Below are 22306 nucleotides of genomic sequence, written 5' to 3'. Positions count from 1 at the left end.
CCGGGGGTCGCAGGACGGGAGGGGACGGGGGCTTCGCGGCCGCCGTCCCCTCCCGTCGTGCGTGCCGGGTCAGTCGAGGTAGCCGCGGAGCTGGTCGGCGAAGGCGTGGTCGCGGAGCTTGTTGAGGGTCTTGGACTCGATCTGGCGGATCCGTTCGCGGGTCACGCCGAAGATCCGGCCGATCTCCTCCAGGGTGCGGGGCCGCCCGTCGGCGAGTCCGTAGCGCAGCTGGACGACCTTGCGTTCGCGCTCGCCGAGGGTGGAGAGCACGGCCTCCAGGTGTTCGCGGAGCAGGAAGAACGCGGCGGACTCGGCCGGGGAGGCGGCGTCGCCGTCCTCGATGAGGTCGCCGAGCGCGACGTCGTCCTCCTCGCCGACGGGGGCGTGCAGGGAGACCGGCTCCTGGGCGAGCCGGAGCACCTCCAGGACCCGTTCGGGCGTCAGTTCCAGGTGTCCGGCGACTTCTTCGGCGGTGGGCTCGTAGCCGCGTTCCTGGAGCATCCGGCGCTGGACCCGCACGACCCGGTTGATCAGCTCGACGACGTGCACGGGGACCCGGATGGTGCGGGCCTGGTCGGCGAGGGCCCGGGACATGGCCTGGCGGATCCACCAGGTCGCGTAGGTGGAGAACTTGTAGCCGCGCGCGTAGTCGAACTTCTCGACGGCGCGTATGAGGCCGAGGTTGCCCTCCTGGACCAGGTCGAGCATGGTCAGGCCGCGGCCCACGTACCGTTTGGCGACGGAGACGACCAGGCGCAGGTTGGCCTCGATGAGGCGGCGCTTGGCCATCCGGCCCATCACCACGAGCCGGTCGAGGTCGACGGCGAGCTGGGAGTCCAGGTCGGCCGCGTTGCCCAGCTTCTCCTCGGCGAAGAGTCCGGCCTCGACCCGCCGGGCGAGTTCCACTTCCTCCGCGGCGGTGAGCAGGGGTATCCGCCCGATCTCCCGCAGGTACTGCCGGAACAGGTCGGAGGTGGGTCCGGCGCTCTCGGTCCGCTTCCGGGCCGCGGGCGCCTCCTCGTCGAGTGCAGCCTCGCCCGCCTCCACGGGCTCCGGCTCTTCGGCCTCGGACACGTCCGCCTCGGGCGCGTCGGCCTCGGGGTGTTCGGCCCGGCTCGACGGGGTCACGGCTTCGGTCAGGGTCTGGGTCTGCACGGGGGCGACCTCCAGGGCTCCGAGGACTCAGGCACCGCAACTCAGTGTGGGGTACGACACATCACCGCCACGAGGGGCGTGCGGGGACTTTCTGAGTCCGGTGCGTGACCGGATGGTTACCCGCCGGCAGAGCTCCGATGCGGGTTCGCACGTACGTCCGGGGCGGCTCGGAGGTGTGCGGGACACCCGGGAGGCGCCGGGGGCGGGTGGGGTGCGGGAGGCGTACGGGGGGCCGCGCGGGCGCGGGACTACAGGGCGGCGGCGCCCTTGTTGCGGAGGGACTGGCCGTACTGCTGGAGGACCCAGAGTTCGTTCTGGACGGCGGCCAGCTGGTCGGCGGGGGCGTTCGAGCCCATCCGGGCCATGGCGCCCTGGATGTCGTGGACGCGGCGGTCGACGGCGCGCAGCCGGACCTGGACCAGCTGGACGCCCGCGTAGGCCTCGTCCACGTTCTTGGCGTGGATGGCCTCCACGGCCAGCTCGGTGACCAGGGCGCGGACGGTGTCGTCGGGGGCGGCCGCGCGGACCCGGGCGAGGTAGTCGTCGCCGCCCTGGGCGGCGCCGCCCGCGTCCTGGACGGCCTGGCGGACCGTCGCGTACGGGGGCGCGGTGAACTCGTCCACGCCGTACGCGTCGAAGGCGGGCGAGACCAGTTCGGGGCGCTGCAGGGCGAGTTTGAGCAGCTCGCGCTCGGTGCGGTGGGCGGGGCTGCGCAGGTTGAGGGCGGGCCCGGACGCCGGCGTGCGGGCCGGTGCCGGCGCGGCCTTCTCGTACGCGGAGCCTCCGCGGGCGGGCTGCTGCGGGCCCCGGCCGCCGCGATCGCGGGCCCAGCGGGCGAGCTGGGCGACCCGCTTGACGACGAACTGCTCGTCGCGGACGCCGAGCATGCCCGCGAGCTGGACGGCGGATTCGTGCTGGATGGCGATGTTCTTGATGTGGGCGACGACCGGCGCGGCCTCGTCGAGGGCGGCGGCCCGGCCCGCCGGGTTCTCCAGGTTGTGCCGGGCCACGATGTGGCGCAGGGCGAACTCGAAGAGCGGGGTGCGGGATTCCACCAGGGAGGCGACCGCCGCGTCGCCCTCGGCGAGGCGCAGCTCGCAGGGGTCCATGCCGCCCGGGGTGATCGCGATGGAGGTCTCGGCGGCGAACTTCTGGTCGTCCTCGAAGGCCCGCAGGGCGGCCTTCTGGCCGGCCGCGTCGCCGTCGAAGGTGAAGATCACCTCGGCGGTGGCGTTGTCCATGAGGAGCCGCCGCAGGATCTTGATGTGGTCGCCGCCGAAGGAGGTGCCGCAGGTGGCGATGGCGGTGGTGACGCCGGCCAGGTGGCAGGCCATGACGTCGGTGTAGCCCTCGACGACGACCGCCCGGCTGGTGCGGGCGATCTCCTTCTTCGCGAGGTCGATGCCGTAGAGGACCTGCGACTTCTTGTAGATCGCGGTCTCGGGGGTGTTGAGGTACTTGGGGCCGTTGTCGTCGTCGCGGAGCTTGCGCGCGCCGAAGCCGACGACCTCGCCGGTGATGTCGCGGATCGGCCACATGAGGCGGCCGCGGAACCGGTCGATCGGCTTGCCGCTGCGGCTGTCCTGGGCGAGACCGGAGGTGATCAGTTCCTTGTCGCTGAATCCCTTGCCGCGCAGGTAGCGGGTGAGGTGGTCCCAGCCGGCCGGGCTGTAGCCCACGCCGAAGTGCGCGGCCGCGGCCTGGTCGAAGCCGCGGCCGGCGAGGAACTTGCGGCCGATCTCCGCCTCGGGGCTCTCCAGCTGGTCGATGTAGAACTGCGCGGCGGCCTTGTGCGCCTCGACCAGGCGGATGCGTTCGCCGCGGCCGCTGGTGCCGGCGGTGTAGCCGCCCTCCTCGTAGCGCAGGGTGATGCCGGCCGTGCCGGCCAGCCGCTCGACCGCCTCCGAGAAGGAGAGGTGGTCGATCTTCATGATGAAGTCGAGGGTGTCCCCGCCCGCCTGGCAGCCGAAGCAGTGGTAGAGCCCCTTGCTGGGGCTGACCTGGAAGGACGGGGACTTCTCGTCGTGGAAGGGGCAGAGGCCCTTGAGGTTGCCGCCGCCGGCGTTGCGGAGCTGGAGGTACTCCGAGACCACGGCGTCGATCGGGACCGCGTCCCGTACCGCCTTCACGTCGTCGTCGTTGATCCTGCCTGCCACGCGTGAAGTCTACGGCCGCGCCGGGGCAAACCCCTCAGCGGTCGGCGGCCGGGGCGGCCAGGGTCTCCAACGGCACCGTCGCGTCGGTGAGCGCGTCGGGGTCCGGGCGGCTTCCGGACCTGATCAGGGCCTGGATGTGCTCGGTGACGTCCCACACGTTCACGTTCATGCCGGCGAGCACCCGGCCCTCGGACAGCCAGAACGCGATGAACTCGCGCTTGGCCGCGTCGCCGCGGATGAGCACCTGGTCGTAGCTGCCGGGCGGGGCGTAGCCGGAGTACTCCAGGCCCACGTCGTACTGGTCGGAGAAGAAGTAGGGGACGCGGTCGTAGGAGACGTCGTGGCCGAGCATGGCGCGGGCGGCGGCCGGGCCGCCGTTGAGGGCGTTGGCCCAGTGCTCGACGCGCAGCCGGGTGCCGAGCAGCGGGTGGTGGGCGGCGGCCACGTCGCCGGCGGCGAAGACGTCGGGGTCGGAGGTGCGCAGCGAGGCGTCCACGGCGATGCCGCCGCCGTGCGCCCGGTCGACGAGGGCCAGCCCGGCGGTCTCGGCGAGCGCGGTGCGCGGGGCGGCGCCGATCGCGGCGAGCACGGCGTGCGCGGGGTGCTCCTCGCCGTCGTCGCTGCGGGCGGCGAGGACCATGCCGTCCTGGCCGGTGATCTCGGTGAGCCTGGCGCCGAAGTGGAAGCGGACGCCGTGCTCGGCGTGCAGGTCGGCGAAGATGCGGCCGAGTTCGGGGCCGAGCACGGAGTGCAGCGGGGTGGGCTCGGGTTCGACGACGGTGACCTCGGCGCCGTAGCCGCGGGCGGCCGCGGCCACCTCCAGGCCGATCCAGCCGGCCCCGGCGATCACCAGGTGGCCGTTGTCGCGGCCGAGGGCGGCGAGCACCCGGCGCAGCCGCTCGGCGTGGGCGAGGCGACGCAGGTGGTGCACGCCGGCCAGGTCGGTGCCGGGGATGTCCAGGCGGCGCGGTTCGGCGCCGGTGGCCAGGAGCAGCCGGTCGTAGTGGACGAGGGTGCCGTCGCCGAGCCGGACCGTCTTGGCCTCGCGGTCGAGGTGGACGGCGGGCTGGCCGAGGTGCAGCTCGACGTCGGCGCGCGCGTACCAGGCGGGTTCGTGCACGAAGACGGAGTCGCGCTCCTCCTTGCCGGTGAGGAACCCCTTGGACAGCGGGGGCCGTTCGTAGGGATGGTCGCGCTCGTCGCAGATCATGATCACGCGGCCGGTGAACCCCTCCGACCTGAGGGTTTCGGCTGCCTTGGCCCCGGCCAGCCCTCCGCCGACGATGACGAACGTCCGGTGTGCGTCGACCACGTGATGCCTCCTCATAACCTCTTCGCCACATGCGGCCACATGCGAGCGTCCCGCACAGAGCCTGCCCCGTGAAGAGGGCGGTGGCCCGATCGGCTCACCCTCGGCGCGTCGTGAGGCGGGCGTGCAGGGTGCGGGCGGAGGCGTCGGTGAGGGAGGCCAGCTGGTCGATGACCGCGCGTTTGCGGGCCTTGTCGTCGGGTGCCGCGTCGAAGAGGGCGCGGAACTGGGGGTCGAGCCCCTCGGGGGCGCGGGCGTGGAGGGCCTCGGCGAGTTCGGCCAGGACGATGCGCTGGTCGGCGCGGAGCCGACCCTGTTCCTCGCGCTGCATGACGTACAGGTCGGCGACGGCCTTGAGGACGGCGCACTCGTTGCGCGCGGCGCGCGGGACGACGAGCTCGGCGTCGTAGCGGGTGAGGCGGCCGGCGCCGAAGGCCTCGCGGGTGGCGCCCTCGGCGGCCAGGCAGAACCGGCCGATGAGCTGGCTGGTGGCGTCCTTGAGGCGGGCCTGCGCGACGGCCGAGCCGTCGTATCCGTGCGGCCACCACTCCTCGCCCATCAGCCGGTCGAGGGCCTCGCGCAGCTCTTCCGGGTCGGTGTCGGCCGGTACGTAGCGCCCGATGGCGACGCGCCAGATGTCGGTGCGCTCGGGCTCGGCGAACAGCATGTTGGGGTCGAGGTGCCCGGCGTGCAGGCCGTCCTCGAAGTCGTGCACGGAGTACGCGACGTCGTCGGCCCAGTCCATGACCTGCGCCTCGAAGCACTTGCGGTCGGCGGGCGCGCCGCGGCGCAGCCACTCGAAGACTGGCAGGTCGTCTTCGTACGCGCCGAACTTCACGGAGTCCGGGTCGGTGGGGTGGTCGCCGCGCGCCCAGGGGTACTTGGTGGCCGCGTCGAGGCAGGCGCGGGTGAGGTTGAGGCCGACGCTGGTCAGGGCGCCGGTGTCCGGGTCGGTGACGAACCGCTTGGGTTCGAGGCGGGTGAGCAGGCGCAGCGACTGGGCGTTGCCCTCGAAGCCGCCGCAGTCCTTGGCGAACTCGTTGAGCACCTCCTCGCCGTTGTGTCCGAAGGGCGGGTGGCCCATGTCGTGGGAGAGGCAGGCGGCTTCGACGAGGTCGGGGTCGCAGCCGAGGGCCGCGCCGAGTTCGCGGCCGACCTGGGCGCATTCGAGCGAGTGGGTCAGCCGGGTGCGGGGGCTGGCGTCCCAGTCGTAGGAGCGCGTGCCGGGGGTGACGACCTGGGTCTTTCCGGCGAGGCGGCGCAGCGCGGCGGAGTGCAGTACGCGGGCGCGGTCGCGCTGGAAGGCGGTGCGGCCTGGTCGTTTGTCGGGCTCGGCGGCCCATCGTTCGGTGGCGGAGGGGTCGTAGGGCGCTTCGGGTGCGGTGCTGCCTTCCATGCACTGACGTTAACCGGACGGGCCGACAATCCGGGTGCGGACGGTGCGGACCGGGCGGGCCGGGCGGGTGGTCGGGCGGGCGGGCGGTCGGCTTGGCGGGCGGGCCCGGTGGGCGGCTGGTCAGGTCGCCAGGTGGGCGGCGTCAGGCGGGGACCGGCTCGCGGCGGGCGGAGGCGTACGGGCGGGCCAGCGCCTCGTCGTAGCGGTGGAGCAAGAGCCGGGCGAGGGCCGGGTGGTCGCCCAGGGGCGCGGCGGCGGGGCCGGGTGCGGCGGCGGCGCACTGGGCGGCGAACCGGCCGGGCGCGGTGAAGTACGAGGCGACGGCGATCCGGTGGCGGCCGCGGGCGGCGAGGGCGCGGACGGCCTCGGGGACGGTGGGCGCGGCGGCGGAGGCGTAGCCGGGCAGGACGGGGATGCCGCCGAGCCGCTCGGAGAGCATGCGGGCGGTGCTGCGGGCGTCGGCGGCGGAGTGCGGGTCGCGGGAGCCGGCGGCCGCGAGCACCACCGCGGCGCCGTCGCCGGGGGCCCAGCCGGTTTCGAGGAGGCGGTCGCAGAGGGCCTCGACGAGGAGGGGGTGCGGGCCGAGCGGGGCGGCGACCGCGGCGCGCAGGCCGGTGGTCGCGGCGGCGTCGGCGGCGGCGCGGGGCAGGTCGTGGGCGACGTGGTGGCCGCGGCCGAGCAGGACCGGCACGAGCACGGCGTCCGGGGCGGTGGCGGCTGCGGCGGCGGGCGGGGTCAGGGTTGCCGGGGCCGTCGGCGTTCGCGGCGCGTCCGGGGCACCGCGTACGCCGAGGGTGGCGAGGGTGTCGTCGAGGAGCGGCTCGTTCAGCTCGATGTGGCCGAGCCTGACGGTCAGCGCGGGGCGCAGTTCCCGGATCCGTTCGAGCAGGGCGGTCACGGTCTGGAGGGCGCGGGGGTCCCGGCTGCCGTGGGCGACGGCGACGAGGGTGGGCATGCGGGGGCTCCGTTCCGCCGGGGCCTGGGCGGGCGCAGGCCGCTGAGCTGGGTCCCCAGCTGGAGGGTGATGCGGCCGAGCAACTCGGCCGCACTGCCGAAGGGGAGGGACAGGGACTCGGAAGGGCGCGCCGGCTCCGTCATGAGCCGATCCTGACGGGCCGAGGTTGCCGTCCCGTTGCGTGGGGGTGACAGGTGTTTACCGTCCGCTCACGGTGGCTGCGGCGGGGGTGTCAGCGGCGGAGGCGGGCGGGGGGGTGGGCGTGGGGGACGGCGGGGGCGGCGCGTGTCCGGCGGAGGCGGAGGCGCGCGTCCGGCGGAGGCGGAGGCGCGTGTCCGGCGGAGGCGGAGGCGCGCGTCCGGCGGAGGCGGAGGCGCGCGTCCGGCGGAGGCGGAGGCGGAGGCCGGCGCTGGTGGGGAACGTCACGTGGGGAAACCGGTCCCGCCGCTGCCGCGTCCCTGACAGGGAGATCGTTTGACGGAGGGGGAACCGCCATGCCCGCACCCGAGCAGCCCGGGACCGAGCAACAGCCCGCACCCGAGCGGCACGGGCCGGAGCAGCACGGGCCGGAGCAGCACGCGGCTGCGACCGTGGGTCGCCGGTTCCGTCGCCGGCGCCGGCTGGTCCAGGCCGTGATGGCCGTGTGCGTCCTCGCGCTGCTGCCCTCGGCCTGGACGCACGCCGTCGCCGGGGACCGGCTGCGGACCACGGCCGACGCGCCGGTCTCCGACGTGGCGGTGGTGTTCGGCGCGGGGCTGTGGCGCGGGCGCCCGACCCCGTACCTCGCGCACCGGCTGGACGCGGCGGCCGAGCTGTACCGGGCCGGGCGGGTGAAGGTGGTGCTGGTGACCGGCGACAACAGCCGTACCGAGTACGACGAGCCGGACGCGATGCGTACGTACCTCACCGCGCACGGGGTCCCGGCCGACCGGGTCGTCAGCGACCACGCGGGCTTCGACAGCTGGGACTCGTGCGTCCGGGCCAAGAAGATCTTCGGCGTGGACCGGGCGGTGCTGATCAGCCAGGGCTTCCACATCCGGCGGGCGGTGGCGCTGTGCCAGGCCGCGGGGGTCGAGTCGTACGGCGTCGGGGTGTCGGAGCCGCTCGACGCGACCTGGTACTACGGCGGCGCGCGCGAGGTGTTCGCCGCGGGCAAGGCGGCGCTGGACGCGGTCGTGAAGCCGGATCCGCACTTCCTCGGACCGCGGGAGGAAGGCGTCGCCCGCGCGCTGGACCGGGCGGCCGGCCCGCGGCCGTGACGGGGCCCGAACCGGCCGACGCGTAGCGCCCGCGGCGCAACCCCCGGCCCCACCGACGCGCTCGCGTGCGACCTCGAGCCCCACCGACGCGCTGCGTGCGGCAATTCCAGCCTCGCCGACGCTCTGCGTGCGGCAATTCCAGCCTCGCCGGCGTTTGAGGCGCGGGGTTTGGGGCGGAGCTCCAAGACTGCAACCCGGCTCCGCCGGGTACCGGGCTCCGCCCGGACCCGCTCCTCAAGCGCCGGAGGGGCTGAGGGTGCGCGGGGTTAGCCGGGCTCCGCCCGGACCTGCTCCTCAAGCGCCGGAGGGGCTGAAGGTGCGCGGGTTGCCGGGCTGCGCCCGGACCCGCTCCTCAAGCGCCGGAGGGGCTGAAGGTGCGCGGGTTGCCGGGCTCCGCCCGGACCCGCTCCTCAAGCGCCGGAGGGGCTGAGGGTGCGCGGGGTTGCCGGGCTCCGCCCGGACCCGCGCCTCAAACGCCGGCGAGGCTGGAGGTTGCCTCACGAGCGTCGGCGCAGACGGGGATTGCGCCCAGGGCAGCCGGCGAGGCCGGGTGGTGGCCGCAGGGCGTCCGCGAAGCTGAGGGTGCGCCGCGGTCGGCCGGCGAGGCCGGGAGTTGCCGCCGCGGCAGGGGGGTGGCACCTCGGGCACCGACGAGGCTGAGGGGGGTGCCGCGGTCGGCTGGGGGGCTCACCGGTGTGGGGGTGGGGGGCTGAGGTGGGTGTACCGGGGGTGTAACCGAAACGGGGCGGTCCACGTAACACCGGCGACGCACGCTGGCCGCATGGCCACCCCGCACACCCCCACCGCCCCGGCACAGGGTCCCGCGTCCGACACCGCGACCCACTGCCCGTACTGCGCACTCCAGTGCGCGATGTCCCTGCGCCCGGCACCCGGCGGCGCCGTCACGGTGGTGGAGCGACCCGACTTCCCCGTCAACCGGGGCGCACTGTGCGGCAAGGGCCGCACCGCGCCGGCCCTGCTCTCCTCCCGGGTGCGCCTGACCGAGCCCCTGATCCGCTCCCACGCCACGGGCGCGCTCGAACCGGCCACTTGGGAGGAGGCCCTCGACGCCGTCGCCGACGGCCTCGCCCGCACGGGCCGCGCGTACGGCCCGGACGCGGTCGGCGTCTTCGGCGGCGGCGGTCTGACCAACGAGAAGGCCTACGCCCTCGGGAAGTTCGCGCGGGTAGCGCTCGGCACCTCGCAGATCGACTACAACGGCCGGTTCTGCATGTCCTCGGCGGCCGCCGGCCACCAGCGCGCGTTCGGGCTCGACCGCGGCCTGCCCTTCCCGCTGGAGGACATCCCCCGCACCGGCTGCGTGATCCTGGTCGGCTCCAACCTCGCCGAGACCATGCCGCCCGCGCTGCGCTACCTCACCGAGCTGAAGGAGAACGGCGGCACCCTGATCGTCGTCGACCCGCGCCGCACCCGCACGGCCGAACAGGCCGACCTGCACCTCGCCCCGCGCCCCGGCACCGACCTCGCGCTGGCGCTCGGCCTGCTGCACCTGGTGGTGGCCGAGGGCCGCACCGACGAGGAGTTCATCGCCGGCCGCACCACCGGCTGGGACGAGGCCCGGGCCGCCGCGATGGCCCACTGGCCGGAGCTGGTCGAGCGGCTCACGGGCGTGCCGGTGCCGAAGCTGCGCGAGGCCGTACGGATGTTCTGCGCGCCCGAGTCCGCAATGGTGCTCACCGCCCGCGGGCCCGAGCAGCAGTCCAAGGGCACCGACACCGTGAGCGCCTGGATCAACCTGTGCCTGGCCACCGGCCGGGCCGGCCGCCCGCTGTCCGGGTACGGCTGCCTCACCGGGCAGGGCAACGGGCAGGGCGGCCGCGAACACGGCCAGAAGGCCGACCAACTGCCCGGCTACCGCAAGCTCACCGACCCGGCGGCGCGGGCCCACGTGGCCGCCGTGTGGGGGGTGGACCCCGATTCCCTCCCGGGCCCCGGCCGCAGCGCGTACGAGCTGCTGGACGCGCTGGGCGGGGACGTACGGGCGCTCCTGCTGATGGGCTCCAACCCGGTGGTGTCGGCCCCGCGGGCCTCGCACATCGAGGAGCGGCTGCGGTCGCTGGACTTCCTCGCGGTGGCGGACGTCGTCCTGTCGGAGACGGCGGCGCTGGCGGACGTGGTGCTGCCGGTCACCCAGTGGGCGGAGGAGACCGGGACGACGACCAACCTGGAGGGGCGGGTGCTGCTGCGCCGGCGGGCGCTGACCGCGCCGCCCGGGGTGCGCAGCGACCTGGAGGTGCTGCACGGGCTGGCGGCCCGGCTCGGCCACGGCAAGGGCTTCCCCACCGACCCCGAAGAGGTCTTCGAGGAGCTGCGCAGGGCGTCCCGGGGCGGCCCGGCGGACTACTCCGGGATCGACTACGCGCGGATCGCCGCGGAGGACGGGGTGTTCTGGCCGTGCCCGGAGGGGGCGGCGGGCACGCCCCGGCTGTTCCTGGACCGGTTCGCCACCGAGGACGGGCGGGCCCGCTTCGTGGCGGTGGCGCACCGGGACGCGGCGGAGGTGCCGGACGCGGAGTACCCGCTGCTGCTGACCACCGGCCGGGTGGTGGCCCAGTACCAGTCCGGGGCGCAGACCCGCCGGGTCGACGAGCTGAACGCGGCGGCGCCCGGCCCGTACGTGGAGCTGCACCCGCGGCTCGCGGAACGGGTCGGCGCGGTGGAGGGCGAGCCGCTGGTGGTGGTGTCGCGGCGGGGGCGGGCCGTGGCGCCGGCCCGGATCACCGATGCGATTCGGGCAGACACGGTGTTCATGCCGTTTCACTGGCCGGGTGAGGGGCGGGCCAACTCCCTCACGAATCCGGCCCTCGACCCCGTGTCACGCATGCCGGAATTCAAAGTCTGCGCCGTCCGGATCCACCCGGCCTGACCCCCACCCTGCGACCGGCCCTCGGGGCCACCCCCAGCCTTGCCGGTGCCCTGGGGCGCAACCCCCAGCCTCGCGCCGGTGCCCTGACGGGCAATTCCCAGCCTCCCCGGTGCCCTACGGCGCAACCCCCAGCCTCGCCGGTGCCCTACGGCGCAACCCCCAGCCTCCCCGGTGCCCTGACGGGCAATTCCCAGCCTCGCCGGCGTTTGAGGCGCGGGGTTTGGGGCGGAGCCCCAAGCAACCCGGCCGGCGCCGGGCACCGGGCTCCGCCCGGACCCGCGCCTCAAACGCCGGCGAGGCTGGATGGTGCCGCCGAGGCAGGGGGCTGCCCCTCGGGCGCCGGGGAGGCTGGGGGTTGTCGCCCGGGCGTGGCCGCGGACGCGGGGGTCAAGGGCGGGGGTGGAGCCAGTTGCCGGTGGGGATGGGGGTGGCGGTGGTGGTGAGGCGGCGGGCCAGCGACGGGGCGGCCAGATACACCCACGCCTCGACCGCGCCGCCGTCCGCGAGAAGGACCCGCCGCACGACCCGCTCGTAGAGGTTCCGCACCAGCCCCGGCCCGTAGTACTCCTCCAGCCGGTCCAGCTCGGCGAGCAGCTCCGGATGCCGCCCGGGGGCCGGCGTGACCAGCTCCCCGACGACCTCTCCCCCGGCCCGCTGCACCGCGTACGGGTAGCCGGGCCCGTCGTACAGCACCGCGTCCGGCAGCCGGGCCGGGACCTCGGCGGCGGTGCGCCCGCGCAGGAACAGGTCGTGGTTGACCTCGCCCGGGCGCAGCGTCCCGTAGACGAAGAACGGCAGCTCGGGCCCGGCGCTCGGGGTGGACGGCCGGTCGACCGGTGTCACGGGGTGCCTCCCTCGGATGGCGGACAGGGAGGAGGACCCGGCCGCGGCCGCACGCCCTCGCTCCCACGTGTGCCGCCGCATCGTATGCGCCGCGGCCCGGCCGCCTCCCGGCGGCCGTGGTCACCCGGACGGGGGGCTCGCCCCCGGATGCCGCGGGATTCCCCGACCCCGCCCCTGACCTGCCCGGACGCCCGCCTTCCGGCCCGGGCGGGGCCGTACACGGCCGGATCTGAGGCAGGGTCAGAAGGCGCGGCGGCGGCGCGGGGTCTTATCTCGGAGACACGGACCCGGCCGGGCCCGGGCGGACCGCCGTGGTCCGCCCCTCCCGGACCCGGGCGGACCGCCGTGGTCCGCCTCACCCGGGCCCGGCCCTGCCCGCGCGATCCACCCGAACCCCTGCCACCCGATCCCCGTGCAAGCCCAGCCCGGTGCAAGCCCAGCCCGGTGCAAGCCGGCCCCGAACCCCCTGCCGTCCGAACCCGAACCCGCGCCGTCCGGAGGAGCGATCATGCGCCGCCGCACCACATCCCTGCTGACCGGCACCCTGCTGAGCGCGGCCGTGCTCGGTCCGGCGGCCGCCTTCGCGGCGGCGGGGGACTTCGCGCCGCTGGAGGTGTACCCGCGGTCGGTCGCGCCCGGCGCCACGGTCACCGTGAACACCACGGCCTGCGGCCCGCACGGCACGGCCGACGGGGACGCGAGCACGGTGGGCGGCGGGCGGTTCCGGCTCTCGCCGGGGACGCACAAGGAGGTGGTGGTCGGGCAGTTCCGGGTCGGCCACGACACCGACCCGGGCACGTACGGCATCGGAGTCACCTGCGCCAACGGCAAGTTCGCCACCGGCGACCTGATCGTCACCGAACGCGGCCCGCACGGGCTCGTACAGACCGGCGTGGGCGGCGGAACGAAGGACTCCGCCGACCCCGTCACGATCGCGGCGGGAGTGGCCGTCCTGGCCGCGGCCGCCGTCGGCGGTACCTGGATCCTGCGGCGCCGGGCGAGCGGCGCACAGGCCTGACGGACTCCCCCGGTCCGCAGGTACCGTCCCCCGTCGCCCGCCCCGCGAGGTCCCCCCGCTCGCGGGCGCGGGCGACGCCCCCCACTTCCCGCCCCTCCCGCCTCACACGTCCGCACCCCGCACCCCGCACCCCGCACCGCAAGGGGGCCGTCCCATGACCGGCGAGAACCGCACCGCCCGCCACTGCGGGCTCGTCGCGCTCGCCGCCTGCACCGGCGTCTGGCTGATCGGCTACGGGCTCGGGAGCGGCCGCGAGGAGCCCCCGCAGCCCCCTGCCGCGCAGTCCTTCGCCGCCGCCCCCGAACCCGGGCCCGGATCGGCCCGGCCGGGGACCGGCGGCCGCGACCCCGCACCGCTGCCCGACTCACCGCCGACCCGGATCCGGATCCCGGCCATCCGGGTGGACGCCCCGCTCACGGGCCTGGGACTGCGGCCCGACGGGCGGCTGGAGGTGCCGCCGCCGGAGCGGCGGGAGCTCGCCGGCTGGTACCGCGGCGGCACCGCCCCGGGCGCCACCGGCACCGCGGTCGTGGCCGGGCACGTGGACCACGCCGGCGGCCGGGCGGTCTTCTACGAGCTGGGCGCGCTGCGCCGGGGCGCGGCGATCGAGGTGACGCGCGGGGACGGCCGTACCGCCGTGTTCACCGTGGACGCGGTCGAGGTGTACGGCGCGAAGGGCTTCCCGGACCGCAAGGTGTACGGTCCGGCGGCGCGCGCCGAGCTACGGGTGATCACCTGTGGCGGCGGCTTCTCGCCGCGAACCGGCTACCGCGGGAACGTCGTGGTCTTCGCCCACCTGACCGGCACCTACTGAGCGCGCCCCCGCCGAGAGCCAGAGCGCTGCCCGGCGGCCCGAACCCGCCGGGCGAAGCCTGCCCCGCCCCCGCCCGCCCGCCGGACACGGCCGAATCCCCATCGGACGCGGCCGAACCCCCGCCGGACACGGCCGCCATCCCCGCCGGACGCGGCCCCGCCCGCCCCTACGCCGCCGCCCACTGCTCCAGCCCCAGCTTGACCACGAGCGCGCAGACCACGGAGAGCAGCACCCAGCGGACGAAGCCGCTGCCCTTCTTCAGGGCGGTGCGGGCCCCGGCCATCGCGCCGGCCAGGTTGAACAGCGCCATCAGCGCGGCGAGCTGCCACAGCACGTATCCCTGGTACGCGAACATCGCGAGCGCGCCGACGTTGGTGCAGACGTTGACGATCTTGGCGGTGCCGGAGGCGGTCACCAGGTCGAGGTGGAGCACGGCGGTCAGGGTGAGCACCAGGAAGGTGCCGGTGCCGGGCCCGATCATGCCGTCGTAGAAGCCGATGCCGACCCCGGCGAGCAGGACCGCGGCGAGGATCCGGCGGGGCCCGGCGGGACCGGCCGCGGGAGCGGTCCCGAAGGCCGGTTTGAAGATCACGAACCCGGCGACGAGCAGCAGCACGCACATGATCAGCGGGCGCAGGGCGTCCTTGGAGAGCAGCCCGGCACAGGTCGCGCCGGCCACCGAGCCGGCGAGTGCGGCCAGCCCGATGCGGACCGCGTTCTTCACGTCGACGGGCGCCTTGCGGGCGTAGGTGACGGCCGCGCCCGTGGTGCCGACCACCGCCACGGCCTTGTTGGTGCCGAGCGCGTACAGCGGGCCGGTGCCGGACGGCAGTCCGAGCAGCAGCGCGGGCAGCAGGATCAGCCCGCCGCCCCCGACCACCGCGTCCACCCAGCCCGCGGCCGCGGCGGCGAGGCACAGGACGATCAGCACGGTCAGCGATATCTCAGGCACCCGGCGACCCTACGAAGCGGTTAGGTGCAGAGTCCATCGATCCCGGAAAACTTGCGCCGGGCTTGAGGTTCCGGGGCGGTGACGCACCACGGCGTCCGGTGGCACCCGGTGCCGGCAGCCGCCCGTGCCGCCGGCCCGGGCGCCGCTCACAGCCGCCGGCCCGCCGGGTGAGGGCAGCGTTCCGTACGGGAAACAGAAGGGGTGCCCGCGGGAAACAGCCGCGCCGCACGCTCACCGGTATGACCTCGCAACAGCGTGTGGTGGTGATCGGCGGCGGACTGGCCGGGCTCCGGCTCGCCCAGCGCCTCGGCCCCGCCGCCTCCGTGACCGTGCTCGGCGAGGAGCCGCACGCCCCGTACAACCGGGTGCTGCTCGCCGAGGTCCTCGCGGGCCGCTACGGCCCCGAGGTCGCGGCCCTCCCGGACCCCGGCGCAGTGCTGCGCCGCGGGGTCCGGGCGGTGCGCGTCGACCGGGCCGAGCGCACCGTGCAGTGCGACGACGGCACCGCGGAGCCCTACGACACGCTGGTGCTCGCGACCGGCTCCAACCCGGTGCTGCCGCCGCTGCGCGGCCTGTTCGAACCGGGGGGCCGCGACCTGCCCGACGGGGTGCACCCCTTCCGCACCATGGCCGACTGCCTCGCCCTGTCCGCCGCGCTCCGGCCGGGCCTGCGCGCCGTGGTCATCGGCGGCGGCCTGCTCGGGGTCTCCGCGGCCCGCGCCCTCGCCGAGCGCACCGGCCGGGACGGCGGCGGGGTGGTCCTCGCCCAGCAGGGCGACCGGCTGATGGAGCGCCAGCTCGACGAGGACGCGTCCGCGCTGCTCATGGACCACGTGGCCGCGCTCGGCGTGGAGGTGCACACCGAGTGCCGGGTCCGCGGGCTGCTGACCACGCCCGGCCCGGACCGCAGGGTCACCGGCGTGGAGCTCTCCAACGGCCTGCGCCTCGACGCCGAACTGGTCGTCCTGGCCTGCGGGGTCCGCCCGCGCACCGGCCTGGCGCAGGCCGCCGGGCTCACCGTCCGCAAGGGCGTGGTCGTCGACGACGAGCTGCGCACCAGCGACCCGCGCATCCACGCCATCGGCGACTGCGCCGAACACGACGGCCGGGTGTACGGGCTGGCCGGTCCGGCCCTCGAACAGGCCGACGCACTGGCCGCCGTACTCACGGCACCCGGTGCCGGATCCGGAACGGGCGCGGGCACGGGCAGTGGCACGACCGACGGGACCGGCGCCGGCGCGCACACCGCCACCGCCACCGCCACCGCCACCCCCCGCCGCTACACCGGCACCCGCGCCCTCACCCGCCTCACCCTCGTCGCCGGCGACCGCCCGCTGGACCTGGCCGCCTTCGGCGAGACCACCCCGCTCCCCGGCGACGACGTGCTCCGCCTCGCCGACGCCACCCGCAGCACCTACCGCAAGGTCGTCGTCCGCGGCGACCGCCTGGTCGGCGGCGTGCTGCTGGGCGAACTCTCCGCCGTGGGCGCCCTCGCCCGCGCCTGGGAGGGCGACGAACCGCTTCCGGATTCCCCCCGGAGTCCGCTGCTCCACCTGCTCACCGACGACGGAGGCTCCTGACATGACCAACCCCGAAACGATCGTGCTCATCGGGCACGGCATGGTCGGTCAGCGCTACCTGGAAGCGCTCACCGAACGCGGCGTGACCGGCCGGACCCACCGGATCGTCGTGCTGTGCGAGGAGCCCCGCCCGGCCTACGACCGCGTGCACCTCACCTCGTACTTCGGCGGCAGCAGCGCCGAGGACCTCTCCCTCACGCCCGCCGGCTTCATGGCCGAGCACGGCATCGAGCTGCACCTCGGCGACCCCGCCGAGGCGATCGACCGGGCGGCCCGTACCGTCACCGCCCGCTCCGGGCTGGTCGTCCGCTACGACACGCTGGTGCTGGCCACCGGCTCGTACCCGTTCGTACCGCCGGTCCCCGGCAAGGACGCCCCCGGCTGCTTCGTCTACCGCACCATCGAGGACCTGCTCGCCATCGAGGCGTACGCGCAGGGCCGTACGCAGGGCGCGGTGGTCGGCGGCGGACTGCTCGGCCTCGAGGCCGCCGGCGCCCTCCAGGGCCTGGGCCTGGGCACCCGCATCGTCGAGTTCGCGCCCCGCCTGATGCCCGTGCAGGTCGACGAGGGCGGCGGCGCGGCGCTGCTGCGGACCATCGAGTCCATGGGCCTGACCGTGCACACCGGGGTCGGCACCCAGGAGGTCGTCACCGGCCCCGACGGCTCGGTCAGCGGCATGAAGCTGTCCGACGGCAGCACCGTCGACACCGAGCTGGTCGTCTTCTCCGCCGGCGTCCGTCCCCGCGACGGCCTCGCCCGCGACGCCGGGCTCGCGGTCGGCGAGCGCGGCGGCATCGTCGTCGACGAGCGCTGCCGCACCTCCGACCCGCGCGTGTACGCCATCGGCGAGTGCGCGCTCGCCGCCGACGGCCGGGTGTACGGGCTGGTCGCACCCGGCTACGAGATGGCCCAGACCGCGGCCGACGACCTGGCCGGCGGCCGCGAGGAGCGCACCTTCAACGGCGCCGACCTGTCGACCAAGCTCAAGCTGCTCGGCGTGGACGTGGCCTCCTTCGGCGACGCGCACGGCGTCGCCGAGGGCTGCCTCGACGTCGTGTACTCCGACTCCCGCTCCGGGGTCTACAAGAAGCTCGTCATCGGCGCGGACGGCACCCTGCTCGGCGGGGTCCTGGTCGGCGACGCCGACGCGTACGGACTGCTGCGCCCGCTCACCGGCTCGGTGCCGCCCGCCGCCCCCGAGCAGCTGGTGCTGCCCGCCGGGATCGGCGGCCCCGCGGCCCTCGGCCCGGCCTCGCTGCCCGACGACGCGGTCATCTGCTCCTGCCACAACGTCACCAAGAAGGCCATCACCGACTGCGCCACCCTTCCCGAGGTCAAGAAGTGCACCAAGGCGGGCACCGGCTGCGGCTCCTGCGTGAAGGTGATCGGCCAGCTGCTGCCGCCCGCCGGCGACCGGGGGCTGTGCGGCTGCTTCCCGCACTCCCGCGCCGAGCTGTACGAGATCGTGCGCACGCTGCGCCAGACCTCCTTCGCCGCGCTGCTGGACAGCCACGGCCGCCCGGAGGCGCGCGGCGGCGACGGCTGCGAGGTCTGCAAGCCGGCAGTGGGCTCGATCATCGCCTCCCTCGCGCCGACCATCGGTGCGGCGGGCTACGTCCTGGCCGGCGAGCAGGCCGCCCTCCAGGACACCAACGACCACTTCCTCGCCAACATGCAGCGCAACGGCTCGTACTCGGTGGTGCCGCGGATCCCCGGCGGCGAGATCACCCCCGAGAAACTGATCGTGATCGGCGAGGTGGCCCGCGACTTCGGCCTCTACACGAAGATCACCGGCGGCCAGCGGATCGACCTCTTCGGCGCCCGGGTGGACCAGCTCCCCCGGATCTGGGCCCGGCTGGTCGACGCCGGCTTCGAGTCGGGGCACGCGTACGGCAAGGCGCTGCGGACGGTGAAGTCGTGCGTGGGGCAGACCTGGTGCCGGTACGGGGTCCAGGACAGCGTGCGGATGGCGATCGACCTGGAGCTGCGCTACCGCGGTCTGCGCGCCCCGCACAAGCTCAAGTCCGCGGTGTCCGGCTGCGCCCGCGAGTGCGCGGAGGCACAGAGCAAGGACTTCGGGGTGATCGCCACGGCGAATGGCTGGAATCTGTACGTCGGAGGCAACGGCGGGGCCACCCCGCGCCATGCCGACCTGCTCGCGCAGGACCTGTCCGACACGGAACTCGTCCGTCTCATCGACCGATTCCTGATGTTCTACATACGAAACGCGGACCGCCTGGAGCGCACCTCCACATGGCTGGAACGCCTCGAAGGCGGACTCGGTCATCTGCGGGACGTGATCGTGCACGATTCGCTCGGACTGTGCGACGAATTGGAGTCGATGATGTCCGATCACGTCGCGCATTACCGCGACGAATGGGCCGAGACTCTGGACGATCCGGACCGGCTGCGCAGATTCGTCTCTTTCGTCAACGCGCCCGGTGCCCCCGACCCGTCGGTGAAGTTCGTGCCCGAGCGCGACCAGGTCAAGCCCGACCTCGCCCTGCTGGACATCCGCCCGGCGGCGGCCCGCCCCCTGGAAGGAAGCTCCGTCCGATGACGATCGAACTCTGCCTGGACGACATGTGGCTGACGGTCTGCGAGCTGGCGGCGGTGACCCCCGGCCGGGGCGTGGCGGCGCTGCTGCCCGACGGCAGCCAGGCCGCGGTCTTCGTGGACCGCGGCGGCCGCCCGTACGCCATCGGCAACCAGGACCCCTTCACCGGCGCCCAGGTGCTCTCCCGCGGGCTGCTCGGCTCCGCCGCGGGCCGGCCGTTCGTGGCCTCCCCGCTGCTCAAGCAGCGCTTCGACCTGGAGTCGGGGCGCTGCCTGGACGACGACGGGGTGGCGGTCCGCACCTACCGGGTGCGGACCGCGCCGACCTCCGCCGTCTGAGCGGCCGTACGGCCCCGCGTACGGCCCCGCGACCCGCGGGGCCGGCGGGGATCAGCCCTCGACGTGGGCCGGGTCCATCCAGAAGACCTCCCAGTTGTGGCCGTCGAGGTCCTCGAAGGAGCGGGCGTACATGAAGCCGTAGTCGTCGGCGGGGCGGGCCTCGGTGGCGCCGGCCGCCAGCGCGGCACCGGCCAGCTCGTCCGCCTTCTCCCGGCTGTCGGCGGACAGCGCGATGATCGCCGCGGACGTGCGGGTGGTGTCCGCGATCTCCTTCTTGTTGAACTCGTTGAACTTGGCCTCGGTCAGCAGCATGGCGTAGATCGTGTCGCTGATGACCAGGCAGGCCGCGGTGTCGTCGCTGAACTGCGGGTTGAAGGAGTAGCCGACCTTCTCCCAGAAGGCCCGGCTGGCCGCCAGGTCCTTGACCGGCAGGTTCACGAAGATCATGGTGGCGGACATCGCGCTCTCGTCTCTCTCGGCGGCTCCGTGGTGCGGGGAGCCTGGTGCGTGGTGCGTGGTGCTCATGGTGCTTACGAAGGGGTAGACCGGCGGCTCGCTCCGGACTCATCGGCCGTTCGGCGTTTTTTTCGAACGCTGCGGAAAAGCGTCCCGGACGGCCGCCGGTTCCCGACCGGTCACGCACCGTTGCCTCGGCGGTCATGCCGCGCCCCTAGGTTCCTCGGCGCGCCACCCCCGCGGCCGGCCTGCCCGTGGGGGCCTCACTTCCCCCTGGAGTGACCGTGGAACGTCGGACCTTCCTGCGCGGTGCCGTCATCGGCACCTCGGCCGCAGCCTTCGGCGGCACCCTGATGCACGGAGCGGCCTACGCCGCTCCCGCCCAGCCCGGACCGGGCCCCTACGGGGCGCTCGGCGCGGCGGACGCGAACGGGATCATGCTGCCCGGCGGCTTCAGCAGCCGGGTCATCGCCCGGTCCGGGCAGACCGTCTCCGGCACCTCGTACACCTGGCACAACGCGCCCGACGGCGGCGCCTGTTTCGCCGACGGCACGGGCTGGATCTACGTCTCCAACTCGGAGATCAACCCCTCCGGCGGCGCGAGCGCGGTGAAGTTCAACTCGGCGGGCACGGTCACCGGCGCCTACCGGATCCTGTCCAACACCCGGCAGAACTGCGCCGGCGGCAAGACCCCGTGGAACACCTGGCTGTCCTGCGAGGAGGTCAGCCTCGGCTTCGTCTACGAGACCGACCCGTACGGGGTCAACGCGGCCGTGCAGCGCCCCGCGATGGGCAAGTTCAAGCACGAGGCCGCGGCCGCCGACCCGGTCCGCCGGGCGATCTACCTGACCGAGGACGAGACCAACGGCTGCTTCTACCGCTTCCTCCCCACCACCTGGGGCAACCTCTCCTCCGGCACCCTCCAGGTGATGGTCGCGGGCACCGCCACCTCCGGCTCCTTCACCTGGCAGAACGTGCCGGACCCGGACGGATCGCCGACCGCGACCCGCAGCCAGGTCTCCGCCTCCAAGAAGTTCAACGGCGGCGAGGGTTGCCACTACGCGAACGACACCGTCTGGTTCACCACCAAGGGCGACAACCGGGTCTGGCAGCTCAACCTGGCGAACAGCACGTACGAACTGGCCTACGACGACTCCCTGGTGGTCGGCGGCGGCGCCCCGCTGACCGGCGTGGACAACGTCACCGGCTCCACCTTCGGCGACCTGTACGTGGCCGAGGACGGCGGCAACCTGGAGATCTGCGTGATCACCCCGGACGACGTGGTCGCGCCGTTCCTGCGGGTCACCGGCCAGTCCTCCTCCGAGATCACCGGCCCGGCCTTCTCCCCCGCGGGCAACCGGCTGTACTTCTCCAGCCAGCGCGGCACCAGCGGCAGCTCCTCGGGCGGCATCACCTACGAGGTGACGGGCCCGTTCCGCACCTGAGCGACCCGGGGTTCAGGAGCCCGAGCAACTGAGCAACCGCGAAGGCCCCCCGCCGGGACGTTCCCGGCGGGGGGCCTTCCGCGCTGTCGTGCGCCCCGCTCCGGGGCGCCGGGTCCCGCCCGTGTCGCGTTACGAGGCGACCGCCCCACCGCGCAGCAGGGCCGCGCCCAGCGGGGTGACCGTGTGCAGGACGGCGTTGCCGTGCCGCAGCGTGGTCACCAGGCCCGCCTCGCGCATCACGCAGGCGTGCTGGCTGGCCGAGGCCAGGGACACCCCGGCCCGGCGGGCCAGCTCGCTGGTGGTGGCCCCGTCCCCGATGGCCCGCAGGACCACCGAGCGCGTGTGCCCGACCAGCTTCCCGAGGGTCCGCTGGCGGTAGTCCTCCGGGCGCGCCTGATCCGTGCCCGTACGCGTCGAGGCGAGCTGGGCCGCCGCCGGATAGACGAGCACCGGCGGCAGGTCCGGGTCCTGGAGGGTGACCGCGGTGCGCCGGCAGAAGAACGAGGGCTGCAACAGCAGTCCCCGCCCGCGCAGCCGCACGTCCCGGTCGACCGGGTAGTCGCACTCCAGCACCGGTGCCCGCCAGCGCATCATCGAGGGCAGCGAGGCCAGCAGCTCGTCCGCGCCGCCGTCGAGCAGGGCGCGGCCGCGTGCGGCCCGCTCCGCCTCGATCTGGGCCTGGATGTGCGTCCAGTACGGCTCCACGGCCGCCCGGTGGTACCGGCGCAGCTCCGAGACGAGACGCGGCAGCTGCCCCTCCCCGCCTTCGGCGAACTCCCGCACCCGGCCGGGCAGCGGCTGCCCGGCCGCGGCCAGCAGCCCGGTCTCCCGGCGGATCCGGTGGGCGCGCGTCCCCGAGAGCGCGTCCAGCCCGAGATCGATGCCGTACTGCCCCTCGCCGGGGGTCAGGAAGTCCGGGAAATACCCGCGGGCAGGTATCAACGCGCCAAGGAGGCGTGTTTCACCATTCAACCGGGTACGTGTTTCCGTACGCCATTCACCAAACAGTCGGACATCCCGCCGGTCTCTTAATCGATGGAAACTCAGAATCGTTTCCCACAACGCATCGGGTCTTCCTGCCATCCGCACCCGTGCCAGGTCCACTCCAGTGAAATGGATACGCAGCACCGAACCCCCACCTGTGCAACCGCAATCCCCCCGCCCCACGAGTATGCACACCGTCACG

16 protein-coding genes and 1 pseudogene are annotated in these 22306 nt (G+C 74.6%); 8 read left to right on the top strand and 9 right to left on the bottom strand.

The genetic code is table 11. The features are described from left to right. Window positions 1–69: 69 nt before the first annotated feature. The 5 genes and pseudogenes from OG764_RS24380 to OG764_RS24360 form a co-directional block, all read right to left on the bottom strand. Window positions 70–1170: pseudogene (locus OG764_RS24380) on the bottom strand (RNA polymerase sigma factor); the annotation flags it as partial. 233 nt (window positions 1171–1403) lie between these two features. Then, window positions 1404–3311 carry a DNA primase gene (gene dnaG / locus OG764_RS24375; protein ID WP_328970554.1) on the bottom strand — a complete coding sequence of 636 codons (1908 nt, stop codon included), beginning with the start codon at window positions 3309–3311 and terminating at the stop codon, window positions 1404–1406. 34 nt (window positions 3312–3345) lie between these two features. Further along, on the bottom strand, window positions 3346–4623 hold the full coding sequence (locus OG764_RS24370; protein ID WP_328970553.1) for an NAD(P)/FAD-dependent oxidoreductase: 1278 nt from the start codon (window positions 4621–4623) through the stop codon (window positions 3346–3348). A gap of 94 nt (window positions 4624–4717) precedes the next feature. Beyond that, window positions 4718–6016 (bottom strand): deoxyguanosinetriphosphate triphosphohydrolase, encoded by a 1299-nt coding sequence (locus OG764_RS24365; RefSeq protein WP_328970552.1) that lies wholly within the window; start codon window positions 6014–6016, stop codon window positions 4718–4720. A gap of 142 nt (window positions 6017–6158) precedes the next feature. Next, complete coding sequence (locus OG764_RS24360) at window positions 6159–6971, bottom strand: sirohydrochlorin chelatase (protein WP_328970551.1); 813 nt, start codon at window positions 6969–6971, stop codon at window positions 6159–6161. 635 nt (window positions 6972–7606) lie between these two features. Between OG764_RS24360 and OG764_RS24355 the strand changes: the two genes are divergently transcribed. Then, on the top strand, window positions 7607–8230 hold the full coding sequence (locus OG764_RS24355; protein WP_328973145.1) for a SanA/YdcF family protein: 624 nt from the start codon (window positions 7607–7609) through the stop codon (window positions 8228–8230). A gap of 781 nt (window positions 8231–9011) precedes the next feature. Beyond that, complete coding sequence (locus tag OG764_RS24350; protein ID WP_328970550.1) at window positions 9012–11117, top strand: molybdopterin oxidoreductase family protein; 2106 nt, start codon at window positions 9012–9014, stop codon at window positions 11115–11117. A gap of 387 nt (window positions 11118–11504) precedes the next feature. Here the strand turns inward: OG764_RS24350 and OG764_RS24345 are convergent, their stop codons facing one another. Next, a complete protein-coding gene (locus tag OG764_RS24345; RefSeq protein WP_328970549.1) occupies window positions 11505–11960 on the bottom strand; it encodes a gamma-glutamylcyclotransferase family protein in 456 nt (151 codons plus the stop codon). Window positions 11961–12468: 508 nt separating this feature from the next. On the opposite strand from OG764_RS24345, the gene OG764_RS24340 reads away from it, so the two are divergent. Further along, complete coding sequence (locus OG764_RS24340; RefSeq protein WP_328970548.1) at window positions 12469–12978, top strand: hypothetical protein; 510 nt, start codon at window positions 12469–12471, stop codon at window positions 12976–12978. A 154-nt stretch (window positions 12979–13132) separates the two neighbouring features. Then, on the top strand, window positions 13133–13792 hold the full coding sequence (locus OG764_RS24335; RefSeq protein WP_328970547.1) for a class F sortase: 660 nt from the start codon (window positions 13133–13135) through the stop codon (window positions 13790–13792). Between the two features lie 166 nt (window positions 13793–13958). Here OG764_RS24335 and OG764_RS24330 read toward each other — a convergent pair whose 3' ends face one another. Further along, window positions 13959–14744, bottom strand: a complete 786-nt coding sequence (locus OG764_RS24330) for a sulfite exporter TauE/SafE family protein (protein WP_328970546.1) — start codon at window positions 14742–14744, stop codon at window positions 13959–13961. Window positions 14745–14983: 239 nt separating this feature from the next. Between OG764_RS24330 and OG764_RS24325 the strand changes: the two genes are divergently transcribed. The 3 genes from OG764_RS24325 to nirD are packed head-to-tail and all read left to right on the top strand — an operon-like array spanning window position 14984 to window position 19219. Beyond that, window positions 14984–16324, top strand: a complete 1341-nt coding sequence (locus tag OG764_RS24325) for an NAD(P)/FAD-dependent oxidoreductase (protein ID WP_328970545.1) — start codon at window positions 14984–14986, stop codon at window positions 16322–16324. A 1-nt stretch (window position 16325) separates the two neighbouring features. Then, window positions 16326–18884: a nitrite reductase large subunit NirB gene (nirB, locus tag OG764_RS24320; protein ID WP_328970544.1), complete on the top strand. Its 2559-nt coding sequence runs from the start codon at window positions 16326–16328 to the stop codon at window positions 18882–18884. After that, on the top strand, window positions 18881–19219 hold the full coding sequence (gene nirD / locus OG764_RS24315; RefSeq protein ID WP_328970543.1) for a nitrite reductase small subunit NirD: 339 nt from the start codon (window positions 18881–18883) through the stop codon (window positions 19217–19219). Before nirB ends, nirD begins: the two co-directional genes overlap by 4 nt. Window positions 19220–19270: 51 nt before the next feature. Here the strand turns inward: nirD and OG764_RS24310 are convergent, their stop codons facing one another. Further along, window positions 19271–19678, bottom strand: coding sequence for a VOC family protein (locus tag OG764_RS24310; RefSeq protein WP_328973144.1), 408 nt, complete (start codon window positions 19676–19678; stop codon window positions 19271–19273). A gap of 281 nt (window positions 19679–19959) precedes the next feature. On the opposite strand from OG764_RS24310, the gene OG764_RS24305 reads away from it, so the two are divergent. After that, a complete protein-coding gene (locus OG764_RS24305) occupies window positions 19960–21120 on the top strand; it encodes an alkaline phosphatase PhoX (RefSeq protein ID WP_328970542.1) in 1161 nt (386 codons plus the stop codon). A gap of 129 nt (window positions 21121–21249) precedes the next feature. On the opposite strand, the gene OG764_RS24300 is transcribed toward OG764_RS24305, so the two are convergent. Beyond that, complete coding sequence (locus tag OG764_RS24300) at window positions 21250–22248, bottom strand: ArsR/SmtB family transcription factor (RefSeq protein ID WP_328970541.1); 999 nt, start codon at window positions 22246–22248, stop codon at window positions 21250–21252. Between the last annotated feature and the right edge of the window lie 58 nt (window positions 22249–22306).

Origin of the sequence: Streptomyces sp. NBC_00239, assembly GCF_036194065.1 — a bacterium.
GTDB lineage: Bacteria > Actinomycetota > Actinomycetes > Streptomycetales > Streptomycetaceae > Streptomyces.
This window is presented reverse-complemented; position numbering and strand designations above follow the sequence as displayed.

Excerpts from the sequence above, each read along its gene's own strand:
- OG764_RS24365 (WP_328970552.1), bottom strand. The coding sequence starts at position 6,016 with ATGGAAGGCAGCACCGCACCCGAAGCGCCCTACGACCCCTCCGCCACC.
- OG764_RS24360 (WP_328970551.1), bottom strand. The coding sequence starts at position 6,971 with ATGCCCACCCTCGTCGCCGTCGCCCACGGCAGCCGGGACCCCCGCGCC.
- OG764_RS24355 (WP_328973145.1), top strand. The coding sequence starts at position 7,607 with ATGGCCGTGTGCGTCCTCGCGCTGCTGCCCTCGGCCTGGACGCACGCC.
- OG764_RS24350 (WP_328970550.1), top strand. The coding sequence starts at position 9,012 with ATGGCCACCCCGCACACCCCCACCGCCCCGGCACAGGGTCCCGCGTCC.
- OG764_RS24340 (WP_328970548.1), top strand. The coding sequence starts at position 12,469 with ATGCGCCGCCGCACCACATCCCTGCTGACCGGCACCCTGCTGAGCGCG.
- OG764_RS24335 (WP_328970547.1), top strand. The coding sequence starts at position 13,133 with ATGACCGGCGAGAACCGCACCGCCCGCCACTGCGGGCTCGTCGCGCTC.
- OG764_RS24325 (WP_328970545.1), top strand. The coding sequence starts at position 14,984 with ATGACCTCGCAACAGCGTGTGGTGGTGATCGGCGGCGGACTGGCCGGG.
- nirB (WP_328970544.1), top strand. The coding sequence starts at position 16,326 with ATGACCAACCCCGAAACGATCGTGCTCATCGGGCACGGCATGGTCGGT.
- nirD (WP_328970543.1), top strand. The coding sequence starts at position 18,881 with ATGACGATCGAACTCTGCCTGGACGACATGTGGCTGACGGTCTGCGAG.
- OG764_RS24310 (WP_328973144.1), bottom strand. The coding sequence starts at position 19,678 with ATGTCCGCCACCATGATCTTCGTGAACCTGCCGGTCAAGGACCTGGCG.